General features: G+C 70.8%; 14 protein-coding genes. 1 reads left to right on the top strand and 13 read right to left on the bottom strand.

The genetic code is table 11. The features are described 5' to 3' along the window. Positions 1–78 precede the first annotated feature (78 nt). Entirely contained in the window at positions 79–861 is a 783-nt protein-coding gene (locus LV75_RS25490) for a S1 family peptidase (RefSeq protein ID WP_253889543.1), read from the bottom strand. A 455-nt stretch (positions 862–1,316) separates the two neighbouring features. Here LV75_RS25490 and LV75_RS25485 point away from each other — a divergent pair, with 455 nt between their 5' ends. After that, entirely contained in the window at positions 1,317–3,566 is a 2,250-nt protein-coding gene (locus tag LV75_RS25485; protein ID WP_253889542.1) for an SGNH/GDSL hydrolase family protein, read from the top strand. 143 nt (positions 3,567–3,709) lie between these two features. Here the strand turns inward: LV75_RS25485 and LV75_RS25480 are convergent, their stop codons facing one another. The 12 genes from LV75_RS25480 to LV75_RS25425 all read right to left on the bottom strand — a co-directional run bounded on the left by LV75_RS25480 (position 3,710) and on the right by LV75_RS25425 (position 16,854). Beyond that, positions 3,710–5,254, bottom strand: a complete 1,545-nt coding sequence (locus tag LV75_RS25480; RefSeq protein ID WP_253889541.1) for a hypothetical protein — start codon at positions 5,252–5,254, stop codon at positions 3,710–3,712. A gap of 12 nt (positions 5,255–5,266) precedes the next feature. Then, positions 5,267–6,487, bottom strand: a complete 1,221-nt coding sequence (locus tag LV75_RS25475) for a cytochrome P450 (protein ID WP_253889540.1) — start codon at positions 6,485–6,487, stop codon at positions 5,267–5,269. A 434-nt stretch (positions 6,488–6,921) separates the two neighbouring features. Then, positions 6,922–7,584: an HAD family hydrolase gene (locus LV75_RS25470; RefSeq protein WP_253889539.1), complete on the bottom strand. Its 663-nt coding sequence runs from the start codon at positions 7,582–7,584 to the stop codon at positions 6,922–6,924. Continuing rightward, positions 7,581–8,036, bottom strand: coding sequence for a cupin domain-containing protein (locus LV75_RS25465; RefSeq protein WP_253889538.1), 456 nt, complete (start codon positions 8,034–8,036; stop codon positions 7,581–7,583). The genes LV75_RS25470 and LV75_RS25465 overlap by 4 nt, the downstream gene beginning before the upstream one ends. Beyond that, positions 8,033–9,577, bottom strand: a complete 1,545-nt coding sequence (locus LV75_RS25460; protein WP_253889537.1) for a 3-hydroxyacyl-CoA dehydrogenase family protein — start codon at positions 9,575–9,577, stop codon at positions 8,033–8,035. Before LV75_RS25460 ends, LV75_RS25465 begins: the two co-directional genes overlap by 4 nt. A gap of 17 nt (positions 9,578–9,594) precedes the next feature. After that, positions 9,595–10,806, bottom strand: a complete 1,212-nt coding sequence (locus tag LV75_RS25455) for a beta-ketoacyl-[acyl-carrier-protein] synthase family protein (protein ID WP_253889536.1) — start codon at positions 10,804–10,806, stop codon at positions 9,595–9,597. Then, positions 10,803–11,048 carry an acyl carrier protein gene (locus LV75_RS25450; RefSeq protein WP_253889535.1) on the bottom strand — a complete coding sequence of 82 codons (246 nt, stop codon included), beginning with the start codon at positions 11,046–11,048 and terminating at the stop codon, positions 10,803–10,805. Before LV75_RS25450 ends, LV75_RS25455 begins: the two co-directional genes overlap by 4 nt. 90 nt (positions 11,049–11,138) lie before the next feature. Beyond that, entirely contained in the window at positions 11,139–12,200 is a 1,062-nt protein-coding gene (locus LV75_RS25445) for a beta-ketoacyl-ACP synthase III (RefSeq protein ID WP_253889534.1), read from the bottom strand. After that, positions 12,197–13,255 carry a ketoacyl-ACP synthase III family protein gene (locus LV75_RS25440; protein ID WP_253889533.1) on the bottom strand — a complete coding sequence of 353 codons (1,059 nt, stop codon included), beginning with the start codon at positions 13,253–13,255 and terminating at the stop codon, positions 12,197–12,199. Before LV75_RS25440 ends, LV75_RS25445 begins: the two co-directional genes overlap by 4 nt. After that, positions 13,252–14,325, bottom strand: coding sequence for a ScbA/BarX family gamma-butyrolactone biosynthesis protein (locus tag LV75_RS25435; RefSeq protein WP_253889532.1), 1,074 nt, complete (start codon positions 14,323–14,325; stop codon positions 13,252–13,254). Before LV75_RS25435 ends, LV75_RS25440 begins: the two co-directional genes overlap by 4 nt. A gap of 201 nt (positions 14,326–14,526) precedes the next feature. Next, on the bottom strand, positions 14,527–15,420 hold the full coding sequence (locus LV75_RS25430) for an AfsR/SARP family transcriptional regulator (RefSeq protein ID WP_253889531.1): 894 nt from the start codon (positions 15,418–15,420) through the stop codon (positions 14,527–14,529). A gap of 396 nt (positions 15,421–15,816) precedes the next feature. Further along, positions 15,817–16,854 (bottom strand): aldo/keto reductase, encoded by a 1,038-nt coding sequence (locus LV75_RS25425; protein WP_253889530.1) that lies wholly within the window; start codon positions 16,852–16,854, stop codon positions 15,817–15,819. Positions 16,855–16,862: the final 8 nt, after the last annotated feature.

Here is a 16,862-nt window from a genome sequence, read left to right as displayed (position 1 = left end):
CACCGCGACACACCCCGGTGCCGGGGAGGGTGACCCTGCGCCGCCAACACCCCACCCGGCCCGTTCATGGTGTCCGGGTTAGACAGCACCACCGGTGGTCTGGGAGATCCACTGGCGGTAGGCGGTCAGGTCCGTGTAGATCGTGTGCCCCTGGCCGCAGGTCGCGCTGCCGTGACCGGCGCGGCTGGTCGCGCCCGCGAGCTGGCCCTGGACCACCAGCGGACCGCCGGAGTCGCCGTAGCAGGCGGTCTGCGAGGTGCTGCTCTGCACGCACAGTTCGCTGGCGCCCCGGATGCTCTGGCATTGGCTGTCGGAGTTGATGCGGGTGTTCAGCAACTTCAGCGTGCGCGGCGGGCTCTGCTGGCAGCCGCGCTGCGGGCAGGTCTGGCCCCAGCCGTAGAGCACGACGCTCGAACCGACCGCGGGGGAACTGCCCGCCAGGGTGATCGGCTGGTTCTGCACCGCGCGGGAGAGCTTGATCAGCGCGATGTCGTACCCGTTCTGGATGTTGCCGTAGGACGGGTGCTTGATCTGCCGCGACGCCGACACCAGTGTGCCGCCGGTCGTGTTGTCCTTGGAGCCGATCCGCAGGTTCAGCGACCCGCCCTGGATGCAGTGCGCGGCGGTGACGACCCACTCGGCGCTGATCAGCGAGCCGCCACACCCGTGCCGACCGTTGACCTGGAGGGACGCCATCCACGGGTAGTTGCCGGTGGCCGTCGAGCCGCCAACGATCGCGGGCGTCATCGGCGGGGAGTCCGACGGCGGCGCGGCGTTGGCCGACGTGGTGATCGCAGTGAGCGTCGCGGCTCCCACCACCAAGGGGACGAGGGCAGCGCGCAGCAGGGTACGCAGGTTCATGAAGGGTTCTCCTTTGTGGAATCGGCCAGTCCGGATATCCGGCCGATATGCCCACTATCGACCGAACCGCCCCATATCGAACATCTCAATATTCCATCGAGTTCACCTATGGGACACCTAAATGGGAACGTCGACGTGCCGCAGATGCTGGATCGCCCGCGTTCACGGCCCTACAGCCGAGCCGCCAACGCGGCAGGCGCGGCACCAACCCGAGGATGGCCAGGGCCGAATCGGCGGGCGCCCCTGCGGCGTGGGCGCCCGCCTCCGCTGACAGGTGGTCGCGAGTCCCAAGGTTCAAATCTGAAGAGGACAATCCGACTTCGCCGAGTGGACAAATAGTGGCCAATCGGTAACAGCGCCTGGTCGCCCAGCGATCATCGGCACATCGGTCGGCGCGCGGGGGCGGCTTCCGGCTGGCACCAGAGCCCTCTACGCGCAGGTCTAGGAGTGAGTGGATGTTTCGGCGGCGAATCGGCGTTCTCGCAACCGTTCTCGCGTTGACGGTCTCGACCGCGGCTGGCACGCCCGGCCACGCCGCCCAACCCGCAGGCCAAGACGACCTGTCTTCGACGAGCACCCGGGACTCCGATGAGCTCGGTGCCGCTCCCCGCTTGGCCGCCCCCGCCGGTGCGATCACGTTCAGCGAGTTCGGCCTGGGCACGCAGATCACGACGCAGTACCGCGACCAGGGCGTTGTCTTCAACGAGGGCAGCTTCATTACAGCCGACAGCGCGAACCCGACCAGTCCGGTGCTGTCCGGGACACCCAAGTTCCAGGGGGAGATCGCACTCGAGATCGTCGATCCCGGGACAGGCGGACCCGCTGCCACCAGCGGGATCGAGTTCGACGTCGGCTACATCGACAGCCGGAACTCCGTCGAGATCGCTTACTACGGACTGGACGGCGCGCGCCTTGGCGCGGTCAGGGCCAACGCGATCGGGATCAACCACATCCGGCTCCCGCTGGCGGGCATCCACCGAGTCACGATCGACAACACCGAGGAGGAGCCCGCGGGCTTCGCCATCGACAACGTGTCGACCGGCACCGCGCTCGGCGGCCGCCAAGTCAACCGAATGATCGCGATGGGCGATTCCTACTCCTCCGGCGAGGGGTACATCGAGGACATAGAGAAGCGGCTGGGCCGCGACCCCATCGCCTATGACTGCGGCACGGCCATGCGCGACGCGAGGTACCACGAGAACTCGGAGTGGTTGCGTTTCGAGCTTTTCCGCGGCGACCACGTCCGGTGCGACACCACGACCAAACAGCCCATCAGCTTCGCCGACGCGCGGAAGCGCCCCGCCAAGCAGTACGAGAACCGGTGCCACCGACACGGGCGCGCGTGGCCGCAGCAGGTCAGCCGCTCCCTCGGCGTTGCGGCCAACGACTTCCTCTTCACCGCGTGCTCCGGAGCGGTCACCGAGAACCTGGGCCTGATCAGCGGGACGGGCGAGGCCCAGTACCGGATGTCACCCAACAGCGTTGCGGGCGGCAACATCCAGGTCACGGACGCCAAGAACTTCAAGGCCGAACACGGCTCGCCGGATCTGGTCACGCTCGGAGTGGGGGGCAACGACGCGTCCTTCGCGGGGCTTGTCAAGGCCTGCCTCGCACCGGATCTGCACACCATCTTCGGGACCGTGGACTGCCGGGTGTCGGAGGGGTCGGACATCAGCCGCGTCAACGGGCCCGTCTTCGACAAGCTGGTCACCACGTTCAGCAATTTGCGCGCGGAGTTCGAGGACGCCGAGGTGCTGGTGTACGGGTACCCGAGCGCACTCCAGGCCGCCCTGGGATGCCTGCCCGGCACCTTCAACGCCGCCGAACGCGAGTACCTCCAGAACCGTTTCCTCCCAACGCTCAACCAGGCGATCGAAGACGCGGCCGCCACTGCGGGGGTGACCTACATGCCGCTGTTCGCCGTGACCGCGGGCCATGAGATCTGCACCGGCACCGACGACGCCCCCGCGTGGGTCAACGCACTTCGCCTCGACGACATCCAGGAGAGCTTCCACCCCAACCAACTCGGCCACGACGCCATCGCGGCCTACTTCCTCAAGCACTACGTCGACGACCAGGGCAGGCTGCTGTTCGCCAACCCCGAGCCCAACCCGACGATCCGCGGCCCACGGGGTCCGATCACCGTCGCCGTGGGCAATGTGCGCGCCGACCCGTCCGGCCAGTGCGGGGTGGAGTGCCTGCAACCCGCCTGCTCCCCCAGCGACTGCGCTCTGCGCGTGCGAGGCGAGAACTTCTCACCGAACAGCGAGGTCCGCATCGTCCTGAACTCCGACCCGGTCGACTTGGGAACCGTGACCACCGACGCCGCGGGCGAACTGGACGTCACCCTGCCGGTCCCGACCTCCGTGCCGGACGGCGAACACCGCGTCGACATCACCGGCGCCAGCCCAGACGGAATCGCGCAGATCGCGTCCACCCCGGTCATGATCGAACGCGTCACACTGGCCGACCCCGACGCACCCCCGAGTACGACCACACCCACCACATCACCGCCCGCGCCGCCGGTGAGCACCTCGGCCAACGCGCCTATTCCGCAAGGGTCTCCGCAACCGCCCACATCCGACCTGGCATCAACCGGCGCCGACGTCGCCCTCCTCGCGGGGATCGGCCTCCTGGCGGTTCTCGTTGGCCTGCTGGCAATCATCATCGAACGCAAACGACGACGCCAGAACCCGGCCGACTGATCCGCGCACAGTCTCACTAGGTCAGATGGCCACCCGCTGATGGCAGCCCAACCTCACCAACACACATGACCGGGATCAGCAGATTCAGGGGTCGAGTGTGTAGGCGATGGTCTTGACGTGGGCAACGTTACAGGTGGCCGGAGTCAGCGGCTGCCCAGGGATTGGTCGCCCGGTTCGCCGAGCAGGAGGTTGTCGTAGAGCATGTTTCCCGCCGTGAAGCACACCCTGATCCCGACGTTCAGGTTGTTGCCGAAGATCTTGAGGAGTTCGTTTCCCAGGCACACGGGACATCCACCGTGTGTGTCCGTCGCACCGCTGTAGTCCGCGCTGATTCGCCTCCGCTCCCTGGTGATGGAGTTGAAGAACCTGGTCTCCCAGGGGATCTGCTCCTCGTTGAGGGAGATTCCACCCACGTTCGAGCGGTCAGCGGCAAGGAACACCTCCGCTGACAGCTTCCACGTGCCGTCCACGTAGCGCGTGTACCCGGTCCCGTCGCTGCCCAGTTTCGGGAGCGTGCCCGGCACTCTCCCCCGAACCTCCATGGCGGAACGGACGCAGTTCAGTAGTTCTCTCTGCTTCTCGTCGCTCAGATGTGCTGTGTGTGGCCGCGCCCATTCGACCATCCGGTGTACGTGTTCCTGTGCCAGGTGTGGTCGGGTTTCGCGGAGCACTCCGGCCAGTGCGCCGCACGCCCCGAGTTCTAGGACCCGGTCGTCGGCGTCGCCGCGCGCACGCCACGATGTCGCGAAGGTGGACATCCAGTTTATCAACCGGTAGAAGAGTTCTTCCTGTTCTTCGAGGGTCAGGTCTCCCGACGCGTCGGCCAGTTCGACAGCAAGCTTACGAAGGTGGCTGGTGATTCGCGGAGTATGGGGCCCGAACAGCAATCTCCGAGTTCGGTCCGGGATCTCCTTCCTCGTCGGGTTGACCCACGTGTTCACGTGCTCCGCTGTCCGCGCCAGTACGTCGATCGTCTCGGGTGGCCACCCGAACCCGGCTCCGGCCCTGCGCACCGCCTCGGGGCTGGGTGCGCGCCCGCGCACATCCGCTCGCCAGGTCTTGTGCGGGTGCTCGCCCCGGTAGACGAGCCAGGTGGCGCCCGCCATGTGATGCGCTGCGACAACACGGAAGACGCGGGTGAGGGCCGCGTCGTTGTCCGGGTCTGCTCCTGCCTCGTCCAGGGCTGTGAAGAAGCCCGTGATCCCCCACAGGGCGGCGCCTTTGCACCAGGCTTCCCCCAGTTCCGGAAGCTCCCAGTCGGCCACGCCGTGACTGGATCCGCGCACCCACTTGAAGCCTTGGTGCACCAAGGCGGCGCACACCTCCCCCAGGTGGCCTATCCACTCGGCCCCACCCGGCGTGCGGCACAGGCCCTGGAAGGCCCCGTGTCGCCAGGCGGCGTCCACGACAGCCAGCATCCGGTACTCGTCGCTGTCGTCCAGGGCCTCAAGTGGGGCCTGGCCATGGGTCAGCCGGTGCGTCTCGAAGTCGAGGAAACCCTTGATGCCCTCGATCCAGTCCCGCTTGCTGCCCGACACGCGCTCTCGCAGGTCGCCGATCAACTTCGCCTTCACGACGGGGTTGTCGCACTTGTCGATCTCCGCGCAGGCGTCGTACACCGACACCATGAACGCGTCTTTTTGGTTGCTGTAGAGCCAGTCGGCCCAGTTGTGGCCGTAGGTCCTCATGTCGTGTCCCTCCTACTTGACGGCGCAGGGAAGGCGCTCGATCCCGTTGATGAGGCTCGCCTTCACCCAGGTGGGCTGGGCTGTGGCGTGGAAGCCGGGAAGTCGCGTGTAGAGCTCCGCCAGGAGCGCCGTCATCTGTCGTCGTGCCAGGTGTGCGCCCAGGCAGATGTGGGGACCGCCACCGCCGTATCCCACGTGCGGGTTCGGCGACCTGGTGACGTCGAAGGCGTTGGGATCCTTGAACACCAGCTCGTCCCGGTTCGCGGAGCAGTGGTAGAGGATCACGCGATCCCCTCGCCAGTAGGTGTGTCCGTGGAGCGTGTAGTCGCGGGTGACGTTGCGCCTGACCCACGCGACTGGTGTGGCACACCTGACGATCTCCTCGACGGCTGCGGGGAGGTTGTCCAGCAGCAACGCCCGCTGCGCCGGATTCCTTGTCAGCAGGTGGATTCCGTGCGACAGCGCGTGGCGGGTCGTCTCCACCCCGGCCGCGACCAGCAAGGTGAAGAAGCGGCCCAGTTCGAGATCGGTCAGGCACTCGCCGTCCACGTTCGCGTTGACCAGCATGCTGATCAGGTCCTCACCTGGTCGCGCACGGCGGGCCTCAGCCAGGTCTGCCACGAATCCGTGCATCACGGCGAACTTCTCTTTGATGAACGCTTCCCGCTCGTCGGGGCTGCGGAAGTCCAAGTTCCCCGAATCGCTGATCGCCAGCACGATGTTGACCGCGGGCATGAGCTCGTGGCTGGCCGACACAGGAATCCCCATCATCGAGAAGACAGTCCCGAGGGTCAGCGGCGTCGACACCGTCTCGACGAAATCGCTCTCGTGTCGATCGGCCAGATCATCGACCAGCCGGGTGACGCGCTCCTGGATGTCTGCCTCGAACCGGGCGAGGATCCGCGGGGTGAACGACCCGGCGATGATCCGGCGTAGGCGGGCATGCCGGGGGTCGTCCATGCTTTCCATGGAACCGCCGTACTTCTCCGTGCCCGCAGGCAAATCGTCCAGGCGGACGGCGGTGGGCTCGGAACTGAACACCCCAGGGTTCCGGGCGGCCTCGACCACATCCGCATGCCGCGTGAGCGCATAGAAGCCTGCGGTTCCCGCGCGCGGACAGAAGACTGGACCTTCGCTCGCGCGCAATTCGGCGAACAGCTCGTCCCGGACAACCGCAGGCTGTGCCCAGAACGACGCGGTCATGAGGTCGTGATTGCTCTCGTGCTTGGCCATGCTGACCCGGCCCTCCCGATGTCGCGTCGGACTCCTCCACCCTGCGCAGGGAGGCCGATCCGCGCAACACCTGACCGAGCGAACCCGACCAACGGAGATCGGGGCGCAAGGTAGCGGTGGTCGAGAAGTAGCGGGGTGGCGGCAGCGTTCTAGCCTCGCCGAACACTCATCGACCGCCACGTCTTCGACATCACTTGCGTGTGGGGCGGCAAGCATCTGGCCGAGATCGACAGTTGGTGCAACTCGGCGAAGGCAAGCTGAGCCTCGCTCTCGTACCACGTGCTGCACCGCTGACAGATCCGGGCGGTTGCGCGAGGACGTCCAGCGCACGAGATCCGGCCGGGAAGTTGCGGTGACCGCCCAGGCGTCGGGGGGACACGCGGGCGGTCACCGCAGGAGGCGGGGCGGTCGGGGGGTGACCGGACCCCGCCGGGTCAGACGGGCTGGTGCGCGCCCAGGTCGGCCAGCCGGAACCAGCCGGGTGAGGTGAGGTGGGGGCGCAGGCCCGGGTCGTCGCCGACCACCACGCGGCGCCCGACCTGCTGGAGCATCGGGAGGTCGGTGCTGTGGTCGCCGAACGCGACGCAGTCCTGTGCGGACACCCCCAGCTCCGCCATGGTCGCCCGCACCGCGCGGGCCTTGCCCTCCCCGATCACCGGCTCGCCCACCAGTTCCCCGGTGTGCTTGCCGTCCACGACGGCAGGCTGGCCGCACAGCACCCGGTCGGCGAACACGTGGTCGGCGATCGGGTCCAGGCAAGCCGGGAACGAGCCGGACACCAGGACGATCGCCGCGCCGCCGTTCTGGTAGCGGCGCAACCAGCCCAGGGTGGCCTCGTTGTACAGCGTCGGGAACGCCCGCTCGTACCAGGCGCGGCCGTGGTCGGCGATCTCGGCGGCGGAGTGCCCGGCGAACATCCGGTAGTACTCGCGGTTGGACTGATCGCGCGGAACTCCCGCGGCGGCCAGGCCCTTGAGGTGCTTCTCGGCGCGCTCGTACTCCTCGGCGTCGAAGTACTCGGCGAGGAAGCCGAACATGCTCTTGACCGTCACCAGTGTCTCGTCGACGTCGAAGAACGCCACCCGAACCGCGCTCATGAGGCGCACGCGGGCGCGGTGACGTTCACCCCGAACGGCGCCCCCACCGGCACCAGGTCGGTCACGTAGAACACGACCGGCTCGGTGCCCCGGTTGATCCCCTGGTGGATCTCCCGTTGCCCGGCGGGCTCGACGTAGGCGTCGCCCGCGCGGTAGGTGTGGACCTCGCAGTTGCGGTCGAGCCGCTCGACCACGCCCTGCACCTGCACGACGACCTGCTCGCCGACGTGGTAGTGCCACGGGGTGGCGCCGCCCGGCGGGATGGTCACCTTCCTGGCCACGAACTCGCGGTTCTGCCACGACCCCACCAGGTACGGCGCGGAAGTCGTGCCCCGGCCCAGGATCTCGGCCACGGGGGTCGGCGCGGGTTGCGACACCGCCTGCCCGGAGTTGAGCCCGAACAGGGCCGCGACGGCGGCGGTCAGGGCGAACACGGCACGGCGTCTGGTCATGCGGACGTCCTTTCGGTGACGGGGGTGAGGGCGCGGCACAGCTCGCGGATCCCGCGCCGGGTCTTGCGGCCGAGGTGGCCCTCGGCGACCGCGCGGACCAGCAGCGGCGCGGGGGTCGCCCCGAGGTGCTCGAGCACCCGCAGCGCCACGTCGGTGCCGACCAGGTCGAGCAGCCGGGCCGGGCCCATCGGGAACCCGTGCACCGCCCGCATGCCCGCGTCCAGGTCGTCGACGTGCTCCGGCGCGGTCAGCCGCAGCGCGTCGTTGAGGTAGGGGAACAGCAGCGCGTTGACCACGAACCCGGCGCGGTCGCCGCACTCCACGGCGTGCTTGCCCAGCCGCGCGCAGACCTGCCTGGCCACCGCCAGCGCGGCGTCCCCGGTCTGCCGCGCGCGAACCAGTTCCACCAGCGGCATCGTCGCCGCCGGGTTGAAGAAGTGCAGGCCCAGCACCGACTCCGGGCGCCGGGTGGCCGCCGCGCACTCGGCGACCGGCAGGCCCGAGGTCGTGGTGGCCAGTACCGCGCCCGGTGGGCACACCCGGTCCAGCTCGGCGAACAGCGCCCGCTTGACCGCGAGGTCCTCGACCACGGCCTCCACCACCAGCTCGCACTCGGCCAGCAGCGACAGCTCCGTGCCGCCCGCCCAGCGGCCCGGCCTGCGCAGCCCGGTCCGCTCGATGTGCCAGTCGAGCGCGTCGCGGGCATCGATGACCCGCTCGCTCGACCGCCCGACCTGCACCACTGCCACCCCGGCCGACACGAGCGCCTGCGCGATCCCGTTGGCCATGGTCCCGGTGCCCACCACCCCGACCAGGCGCGGTCCCGCCGCGGGGTCGGGGGTGGGGGTGGACTCGAACAGCGGGTAGTCGTGGAAGCCGCGCCCGCTCGCCCGGCCCAGCCGCCCGGCGGCAACCAGGTCGGCGAGCACCGCCGCGGGCCGCGACCGGGGGTCGCCGGTGCGCTCGTGCAGTTCGGTGAGCAGGGCGACCGCGGTGTCGAGGCCGATCTCGTCGAGCAGCCGCAGCGGGCCCAGCGGCAGCCCGCAGCCCAGGCGCATCGCCGCGTCCAGGTCGGTGGCGCTGACGTAGCCTGCCCCGTGCAGGGCGGCCGCGTCGTTGAGCAGCCCGAACAGCAACTCGAAGCCGACCGGCCGGTCCTGTCCCGGGGTCGGGCGCAGGTCGAGCCGGTCCACCAGGTCGTAGGTGGCGGCGCGCGCCCAGTCCGCGGTCTCGGCCGGGAGGGCCACCTCGACGGCGGTGCCGGTCCAGCCGAACCGCAGCCCGACCGTGCGGTCCCGGGCCCCGGGTGGGGCCAGGGCGCTGACCGGCTGGGTCACCGAGGTGGTGACCAGGAGCCTGCCGGACCCGGCGTGCTCGGCGAGCCGGGCGGCCCGAACCGCTGGCGAGCCCTCGACGGCCTCCACGAGCACGTCCACGTCGCGCAGGTCGGTGGTGGCGACCCGCAGGCCCGCGGCGGTGGCGGCCTCGGCGACGCGGGCCCCCGCCCCGCCGAGGCCGAGCAGGCCGATGCTGCTGATCATGGTGACGCGGTCCTCTCTCAGGGTGCGGTGAGGACCAGGGCGGCGTTGTGCCCGCCGAAGCCCAACGAGGTGCTGACGGCGACGTCGACCCGGGCCCGGCGGGCGGCCCCGACCACCACGTCGACCTCGACCCGCGGGTCGACCTGCTTGGTGCCCGCGGTCGGCGGGATCACCCCGTCGCGGATGGTCAGCGCGGCGCACACCGCCTCGATCGCGCCCGCGGCGGCGAGGGTGTGCCCGGTGACCCCTTTGACCGAGGTCACCGCGATCGACTCGCCGAGCACCGCGCGCAGCGCCTTGGCCTCGGTGACGTCGTTGAGCGGGGTCGAGGTGCCATGCGCGTTGACGTGGTCGACGGCGCGCGGGTCCACTCCGGCCTCGGTCAGCGCCGCCTCCAGCGCGCGGCGGATCCCCGAGCCGTCGGGGGCGGGGGCGGTCGCGTGGTGGGCGTCGGAGGAGGCGCCGTACCCGGCGATCCTGGCGTACCCGGCCACCCGGCGGGCCCGGGCGTCGGCGGCCCGTTCGAGCACCAGCGCGCCCGCGCCCTCGCCGGGCACGAACCCGTCGCGGTCGAGGTCGAACGGGCGCGAGGCGGTGGCCGGGTCGTGGTCGCGGCCCGACAGCGCGCCCATCCGGCGCAGCCCGGTGATGGTGACCGGGGTGATCGCCGCCTCGGTGCCGCCTGCGATCGCCACGTCGCAGGCCCCCGAGCGCAGCAGCGCGGTCGCGATGCCCACGGCGGTCCCGCCGGAGGCGCAGGCGGTGGCGGTCACCAGGCTCGGCCCGGTGGCCCTGATGTCGATGGCCACGTACCCGGCGACCATGTTCACCATGGCCATCGGCACCATCAGCGGCGACACCTCGTCGGCGTGCCCGTCGTGGAACACCCGGTACTGCGACTCGAAGGTGGCGGTGCCGCCCAACGAGTTGCCCAGCACCACGGCCACCCGCGCACCGTCCCAAGTGGACGGATTGAGACCCGCGTCGGCGACCGCCTCGCGCACCGCGCACAGCGCCAGCTGGGTGAAGCGGTCCAGCCGCCAGGCGTGCCGGGCGCCGAGCGCGGCCACCGGGTCGAAGCCGGGCACCCGGGCGGAGATGGCGCCGCCCAGCTCCGGGTCGGTGCGCGCGGCGGGCGCCCCGGACAGCACCCGCTCCCAGCTCTCGGCCACCCCGATCCCGGCCGGGGTGAGCAGTCCGACCCCGGTGACCAGCACCTCCGCCGTCACACCGCCACCCCCTTCGCCCTCGCCCCGACCAGCGCCGCGGCGTCGTCGAGGGTGTGCGTGGGCTCCAGCTCGCCCTCGGCGAGCAACACCCCCCACTCCTTCTTGATCTTCAGGGCGAGCTCGACGAGGACCAGCGAGTCGACGTCGAGCTCCTCGAAGGTGCCGTTCGCCGCCAGTTCCGCGCGGGGGATGCCGAAGTCGTCGTGCAGCAGCTCGGCGAGGCGGTCCTTGATGGTGCTCACAGTGGTGTCTCCTGTCGGGTGCAGGGTGTCGTCATCGGTGTGGGTGTCGTCGGTGTCAGGTGTTGGGTGTTGGGTGTTGGGTCGGTGTGCTCACGGGAGCCGTCGCGGCGGTGCCTCGACGGTCAGGTCCGGCCAGACGAGCGCGGCCGACCCCCAGGTCAGCCCCCCGCCGAAGCCGCACAGCAGGGTGCGGTGCCCGGGGCGCAGCGCCCCGTCCACCACGGCGTCGGCCAGCGCCACCGGGATCGACGCGGCCACGGTGTTGCCGACCCGGTCGAGGTTGCGCACGACCTGCTCGTCGGCCAGGTCCAACTGCTCGCCGACCGCGGCGAGGATGCGGGCGTTGGCCTGGTGGGCCACCAGCCGGTCGGCGGCGTCCCAGCCGACCGCGGCGCGCACCGCCCTGGTCGACTCGCTCATCCGCAGCACGGCGTGCCGGAACACCGGCTTGCCGTCCATCGCGAAGTAGTGGTCCCGTTCGGCGGCGGGCACTCCAGAGGAGCGCTGCCGCGATCCACCGGCGTCCACCGCGATCAGGTCCGCCAGCTCGCCGTCGCTGCCCAGGTCGAACCCGAGCAGCGCGCCCGGTTCCCCGGGTGACCCGGCGCGCACCGTCACCGCGCCCGCGCCGTCGCCGAAGATCGCCCGGGTGGTGCGGTCGGCAGGGTCGAGGATGGTGGAGAAGGTGTCCGCGCCGATCACCAGCACCGAGTCGCAGCCGGTGGCTACCAACCCGGTCGCGACCCGCAGCGCGTAGACGAACCCGGTGCACACCGCGGCCACGTCGAACGCGGCCACCCCGCCCAGTCCCAGCCGGGACGCCACCTCGGGGGCGGTCGCCGGGCAGGAGCGGTCGGGTGTGCTGGTGGCCAGCACCACCGCGTCGACCCGGGCGGTGCCCGCGGACTTCAGCGCCCGCCGCCCGGCCTCGACCGCCAGGTCCGAAGTGGACTCACCGGCGGCCACCAGGTGCCGGGTGCCGATCCCGGTGCGCGAGCGGATCCACTCGTCGGAGGTGTCGAGCACCGAGGCCAGCTCGTGGTTGTCCACGACCCGCTCGGGCAGCCACGCGCCGAGCCCGTCGACCACCGCGGCCCGGTGCGACGGGTGCGCGCGGTCGTCCCCGCGGCCGACGCGGTTCGGGTGGCTCATCTCTCTGTCCTTTCCGTACTGATCGGCTCGCCGGTCCGCCGCACCACCAGGCAAGACCAGGTGAAGCCGCCGCCCGCGCCGAGCAGGACGGCGATCGCACCGGGGGCGAGCCGGTCGGAGTCGAGCAGGTCGGCCAGGCTGGCGGGCACGTCGCCCGCGCCCAGGTGCCCGGTGCGGGTGCCCGGGTCGACCAGCGGCGCGCCGAGGACCGATCCCACGACCGGGCCGTAGATGTCGCGGGCCGCGGTGGCGCCGAGGCGGGGCAGCAGCACGGTGGTGACACGCGGGTCGTCCGCGGCGACCCCTGCCTCGTCCAAGCCCCGGCGCAGCACGGTCGCGACCTTGGCGCGCACCGTGTCGACGAACGCCTCTTTGCCCGCCGAGCGCAGGAAGTCCCGCTTGGTGCGCCGCACGTCCACCTCGGCCCGCGGTGCCGGGGTGAACTCGTCGGCGCCGCGGTGCATCAGTTCCAGCGCGGGCGCGGCCAGCGAGGTGACCGACAGCAGGTCCAGCGGACCGGGCCGCTGGACCGGGTCGGCGCGGTGCAGCAGCAGGGCGGTGCCCGCGTCGCCGTACCAGAGCCCGTAGTCGCCCTTCCAGCGGTCGAAACCGGGGGCGGCGAACCGGTCGCCGGTGGTGACCAGCGCCCGCGCGGTGGCCGGGTCCGACAGCAGCCGCGCAGCGGCCACCTCGACCGCCATCGCGCCGCCGTTGCACATCTGCTGCACGCCCATCGGCAGCGCCTCGGTGGCACCCGACTCGTGGGCCACGTAGTGCGCGGGGGACCAGAAGTCGTGGCCCTGGTGGTAGATCCAGGCGTGCAGGGCCAGACCGATCCGGGTCGGGTCCCAGCCTGCCCTGGCCAGCGCGGTCCGCGCCGCCGCCACGGCCAGCCGCGGCGCGGGCACCTCGGCGACGGGCAACTGCTCGACCCCGGTGGCCGCCGCGTCCTCCTCGGTGATCCGCCCGGCCGCGACCATGTCGACGGCCTTCTCGACGGTGTCGGGGTAGTGCGCGACCGCGGCCGTCACGCCGACCCGGCCAGCGATCCTCATCGCCCGGCCCCCGGCGCCACGACCGGTACCGCGGTGATCGCCGGGCCCGCGAGCGCGGCGGTGGTGAACGTGGCGGTGGACATGGTGCCGACCGCGATCGCCTCCCCGTGCTGGGCGAACTGCACGGGGTAGGTGCGCACGTCGGGTAGCGCGGCGGCCAGCACCGGCTCGGCGTTCGTGGGCCGGAACAGGGTGATCGCGGTGGAGGCGTCGAGCTCGGCGTAGCGGCTGAAGGAGAAGTCGAACCCCACCACCGCGGTGCGCGCCGGGGAGGCGGCGAAGTAGTCCTCGCCCGCCAGCAGGCACAGCTGCCGCGCCGCCTCCATCAGCACCATCCCCGGCACGTGGTCCTGGGCGTGGTCGAACATGCTGCGGTTGTCCACCGGCACCCGCAGCGCGGCCACCGCGTGCTCGGCGTCGACCTCCGCCTCGGCCAGCACCACGTTGGCCTGGTTGCCGCGGCCGACCAACCGCGCGGGCACCCCAGGCGCGGGCACCGCCATGTCCACAGAGGACGGCGGGGCGGCCCCGCCGCGCCGGTCCACGCGCAGCTGCCGGTACGACTCGCCGGACAGGTAGCCGACGTCGATGACGACCTCGCCCACCGCGACGCCGCCCAAGTACACCGCGGTGTCGTAGGTCAACGCCCGTAGTCGGCCGGGCAGCCCCCGGCGGCCGCCGGTGCGCACGTCCAGCGCCACCGCGTCGGACCCGGTCGCGCCCGCCGCCAGCAAGCCGGGCAGGCGCACGGTCCACGACCGCAGGATGAACTTGGTCGTGGCGGGCACCGCGAAGTAGGCGTGCCCGCCGTAGGTCTCGGCTTGGCGCACCACCTCCAACAGCAGCAACGGGTCCGGGGCGGGCACTCGCAGCGCGTGGTCGGTGTAGTAGGCGTGCGACGGGGGCAGCTGCGCGGCGGCGAGGTAGCGCCGCTCCCCCACCCGCCTGGCGTCGGTCAGGAAGACCTCCGAGAGCGAACTGCGGTGCAGCAGGGACCTGTCCACAGTGCGCAGGTAGCGCAGCCCGGCCAGCGCCGGGGAAAGGTCCGGCCCGTCCAGTGCGGTCGTCACGTTGTCTCCTCGCGGTGGCCGTTCGGTTGGGGTTTCTCGCTCCCCAAGCCTGTCCCGGTCTGCTCAACCGGAACTCAAGCCGATCTCACCCATTGGTCGCCTTCGACTTGATTTCGTCGCGCAATGAAAGTGCACCGCCGAAAATGGCGACGGCACCGCAGGCGATACGCGCCCGCAGTGCCGACTAAATCCGTGTTGAATTCAGGCCACCGGTACGGCCGTGGCTGAAAGCGGCTCGTGGACCGTGTCGCCGATCAGGATGGACTGGTACAAACCGACCAATCGCGGAGACGGCTCCACGCCGAGCTCGTCCATGATTCGCGCGCGAAAGCGCAAAAAGGAATCCAGCGCGGCGGCGCTGCGGCCGCAGCGGTAGAGGATCATCATCAGCAGCGCCTGGAAGCCCTCGTGCAGCGGGTGCTCGGCGCACAGCGGGGTGATCTCGGCGTGCATGTCGCGGTGCATCCCGCCCGCCATGTTCACCTCGATCCAGCGCTCGAGCATCGACAGCCGCAGGTCGGCCACCCCCCGGGCCCAGCAGTGCAGGATCGGGCCCTTCTTGACGTTGTCGAGCGGGTCGCCGCGCCAGCAGCGCAGCGCGGTGCTCAGGTCGCGCCGGGCCGCGTCGAGGTCGCCGACCGCGATGCCCGCCCGCGCCCGGACCACCCTGGTCTCGAAGGTGTGCAGGTCCAGCTCGTGCGGCTCGACCAGCAAGCGGTAGCCGTCCGCCTCGGTGACCAGCCGGTTGGCGGCCACCTCCTTGCGGTCGACGCGCAGGCACTCGGCGAACATCTGCCGGATCTGCCCGATGTAGGTCTGCAACGCGGTCAGCGCCGACCGCGGCGGGTTGTCGTGCCACACCTCGCGCACGATCGAGTCCACCGGCACCACCCGGTTGCGGTGCAGCGCCAGCAGCGCGAGGACCTGGCGCTGCTTGCCCGCGCTCGGGCGCACCTCGCGCCCGTCGACGGTGACGGTGAGCGGGCCGAGCAGGCCGAGCCGCACCCCGGCAGCCGTCGACCACGGTAACTCGCCGGTCGGGTCCTCTGATTCAGCGAAGTCGACCACGCCGTCGACGTCGAATTCCCGACCCACCCCGTATAAGCTTGGCATGCAATTCCCCCACGAATTAATGTCGACCCCCGCCGAGTGTCAAGCCTGCGCCAGCGTATCAGAGAAACCAATTCGCCGGATGGTCCTGACGAAACTCACCGACCGGATCGAGGACCAATCCGGTGCCGCTTGACCGCGCCCTACTTTCCTCGTGCCCGCGGGAGAAGGGCAATGCTCCGTTGGGGTGGATGCATTGCCCTTCTCAGCGTGACCCACTTCGCGATACCACTAGTGGCCCGACCCAGAACGCTGGCCGCGTATCGGCATGGCAGGCAAGGCGCGCAACGCCCTCGTACTGGGTGCACTCGGGCGCTTGCGGCAACACCGCCAAGCACGTCGTGGGCCGAATGGACTTGGCCGACGTTCTGGGTCGCGCCACTAGTTGTCGAGCCCGCCGGGCGATTCCACGCGCGCGGCGTTGGTGGACATCTGGTGCCAGTGCGGATAAGGCGGCGGGGAGTAGCTGACCAGGTCCAGGTCGGCCCGCTCGGTGTCGTCGAGCGACCAGGTCGTGGCGGCCAGGTTGTCCGCCAACTGCGCCAAGTCGCGCGCGCCGAGGATCACCGAGCTCACCCCCGGTTGCTCCAGCAGCCAGCGGATCGCCACCTGCGCCGGTGTGACGCCCCGGTTGTCGGCGATCTTGCGCAGCACCGAGACCGTGTCGAAGGCGCGGTTGGTGTCGTGCGGCTCGAAGTAGCCCACCGCGCGCCGGGTCCCGGCAGGCGGGGTCTGCCCCGGCGGCTGGTGCCCGGTCAGCAACCCACCGGCCAACGGGCTCCAGCAGGTGATGCCCACACCGGACTCCTCGGCCATCGGCAGCAGGTCCCACTCCGCCTCGCGGCTGACCAGGTTGTACTGGATCTGGTGGCCGACGAAGCGCTCCAACCGGTGCAGCTCACTGATCCCCAGGGCCCGGGTCAGCTGCCAGGCGGCCAGGTTGGACGCGCCGAGGTAGCGGACCTTGCCCGCGCGCACCAGATCGTCCAGCGCGCGCAACGTCTCCTCCCACGGGGTCCGCCCGTCCCAGCCGTGCACCTGGTAGAGATCGATGTGGTCGGTGCCCAGTCTGCGCAAGCTGGCCTCCACCGAGCGCACGATGTGGTGCCGCGACAGGCCCTGGTCGTTGGGCCCGGCGTTGCCCGCCACCGCCCAGCGGACCTTGGTCGCCACCAGGACCTCGTCGCGCAAGCCGCGCAACGCCTCGCCCAGCACCTCCTCGGACCGCCCACCGGAGTACACGTCGGCGGTGTCGAACAGGTTGATCCCCGCCTCCACGCACCGCGCCACCACGGCTTTCGCCTCCGCACCGCGCACCTGGCCGATGTGCTGGTAGCCGTGGCTGCCACCGAAGGTCATGGCACCAAAGGACAGTTCGGACACCTGCAGGCCGCTGCGGCCGAGGAACTTGGTTCGCATGATCGGAT

It is taken from the genome of Actinokineospora diospyrosa, from assembly GCF_024171925.1.
Lineage (GTDB): Bacteria > Actinomycetota > Actinomycetes > Mycobacteriales > Pseudonocardiaceae > Actinokineospora > Actinokineospora diospyrosa.
The sequence above is the reverse complement of the archived record's forward strand: the minus strand, read 5'-3'. Positions and strand labels throughout refer to the sequence as shown.

What these genes read in the sequence shown, in the direction of transcription:
- LV75_RS25460 (WP_253889537.1), bottom strand. Translation starts at nt 9,577, where the DNA reads ATGATCAGCAGCATCGGCCTGCTCGGCCTCGGCGGGGCGGGGGCCCGC.
- LV75_RS25445 (WP_253889534.1), bottom strand. Translation starts at nt 12,200, where the DNA reads ATGAGCCACCCGAACCGCGTCGGCCGCGGGGACGACCGCGCGCACCCG.
- LV75_RS25490 (WP_253889543.1), bottom strand. Translation starts at nt 861, where the DNA reads ATGAACCTGCGTACCCTGCTGCGCGCTGCCCTCGTCCCCTTGGTGGTG.
- LV75_RS25440 (WP_253889533.1), bottom strand. Translation starts at nt 13,255, where the DNA reads ATGAGGATCGCTGGCCGGGTCGGCGTGACGGCCGCGGTCGCGCACTAC.
- LV75_RS25425 (WP_253889530.1), bottom strand. Translation starts at nt 16,854, where the DNA reads ATGCGAACCAAGTTCCTCGGCCGCAGCGGCCTGCAGGTGTCCGAACTG.
- LV75_RS25465 (WP_253889538.1), bottom strand. Translation starts at nt 8,036, where the DNA reads ATGACCAGACGCCGTGCCGTGTTCGCCCTGACCGCCGCCGTCGCGGCC.
- LV75_RS25470 (WP_253889539.1), bottom strand. Translation starts at nt 7,584, where the DNA reads ATGAGCGCGGTTCGGGTGGCGTTCTTCGACGTCGACGAGACACTGGTG.
- LV75_RS25480 (WP_253889541.1), bottom strand. Translation starts at nt 5,254, where the DNA reads ATGAGGACCTACGGCCACAACTGGGCCGACTGGCTCTACAGCAACCAA.
- LV75_RS25475 (WP_253889540.1), bottom strand. Translation starts at nt 6,487, where the DNA reads ATGGCCAAGCACGAGAGCAATCACGACCTCATGACCGCGTCGTTCTGG.
- LV75_RS25485 (WP_253889542.1), top strand. Translation starts at nt 1,317, where the DNA reads ATGTTTCGGCGGCGAATCGGCGTTCTCGCAACCGTTCTCGCGTTGACG.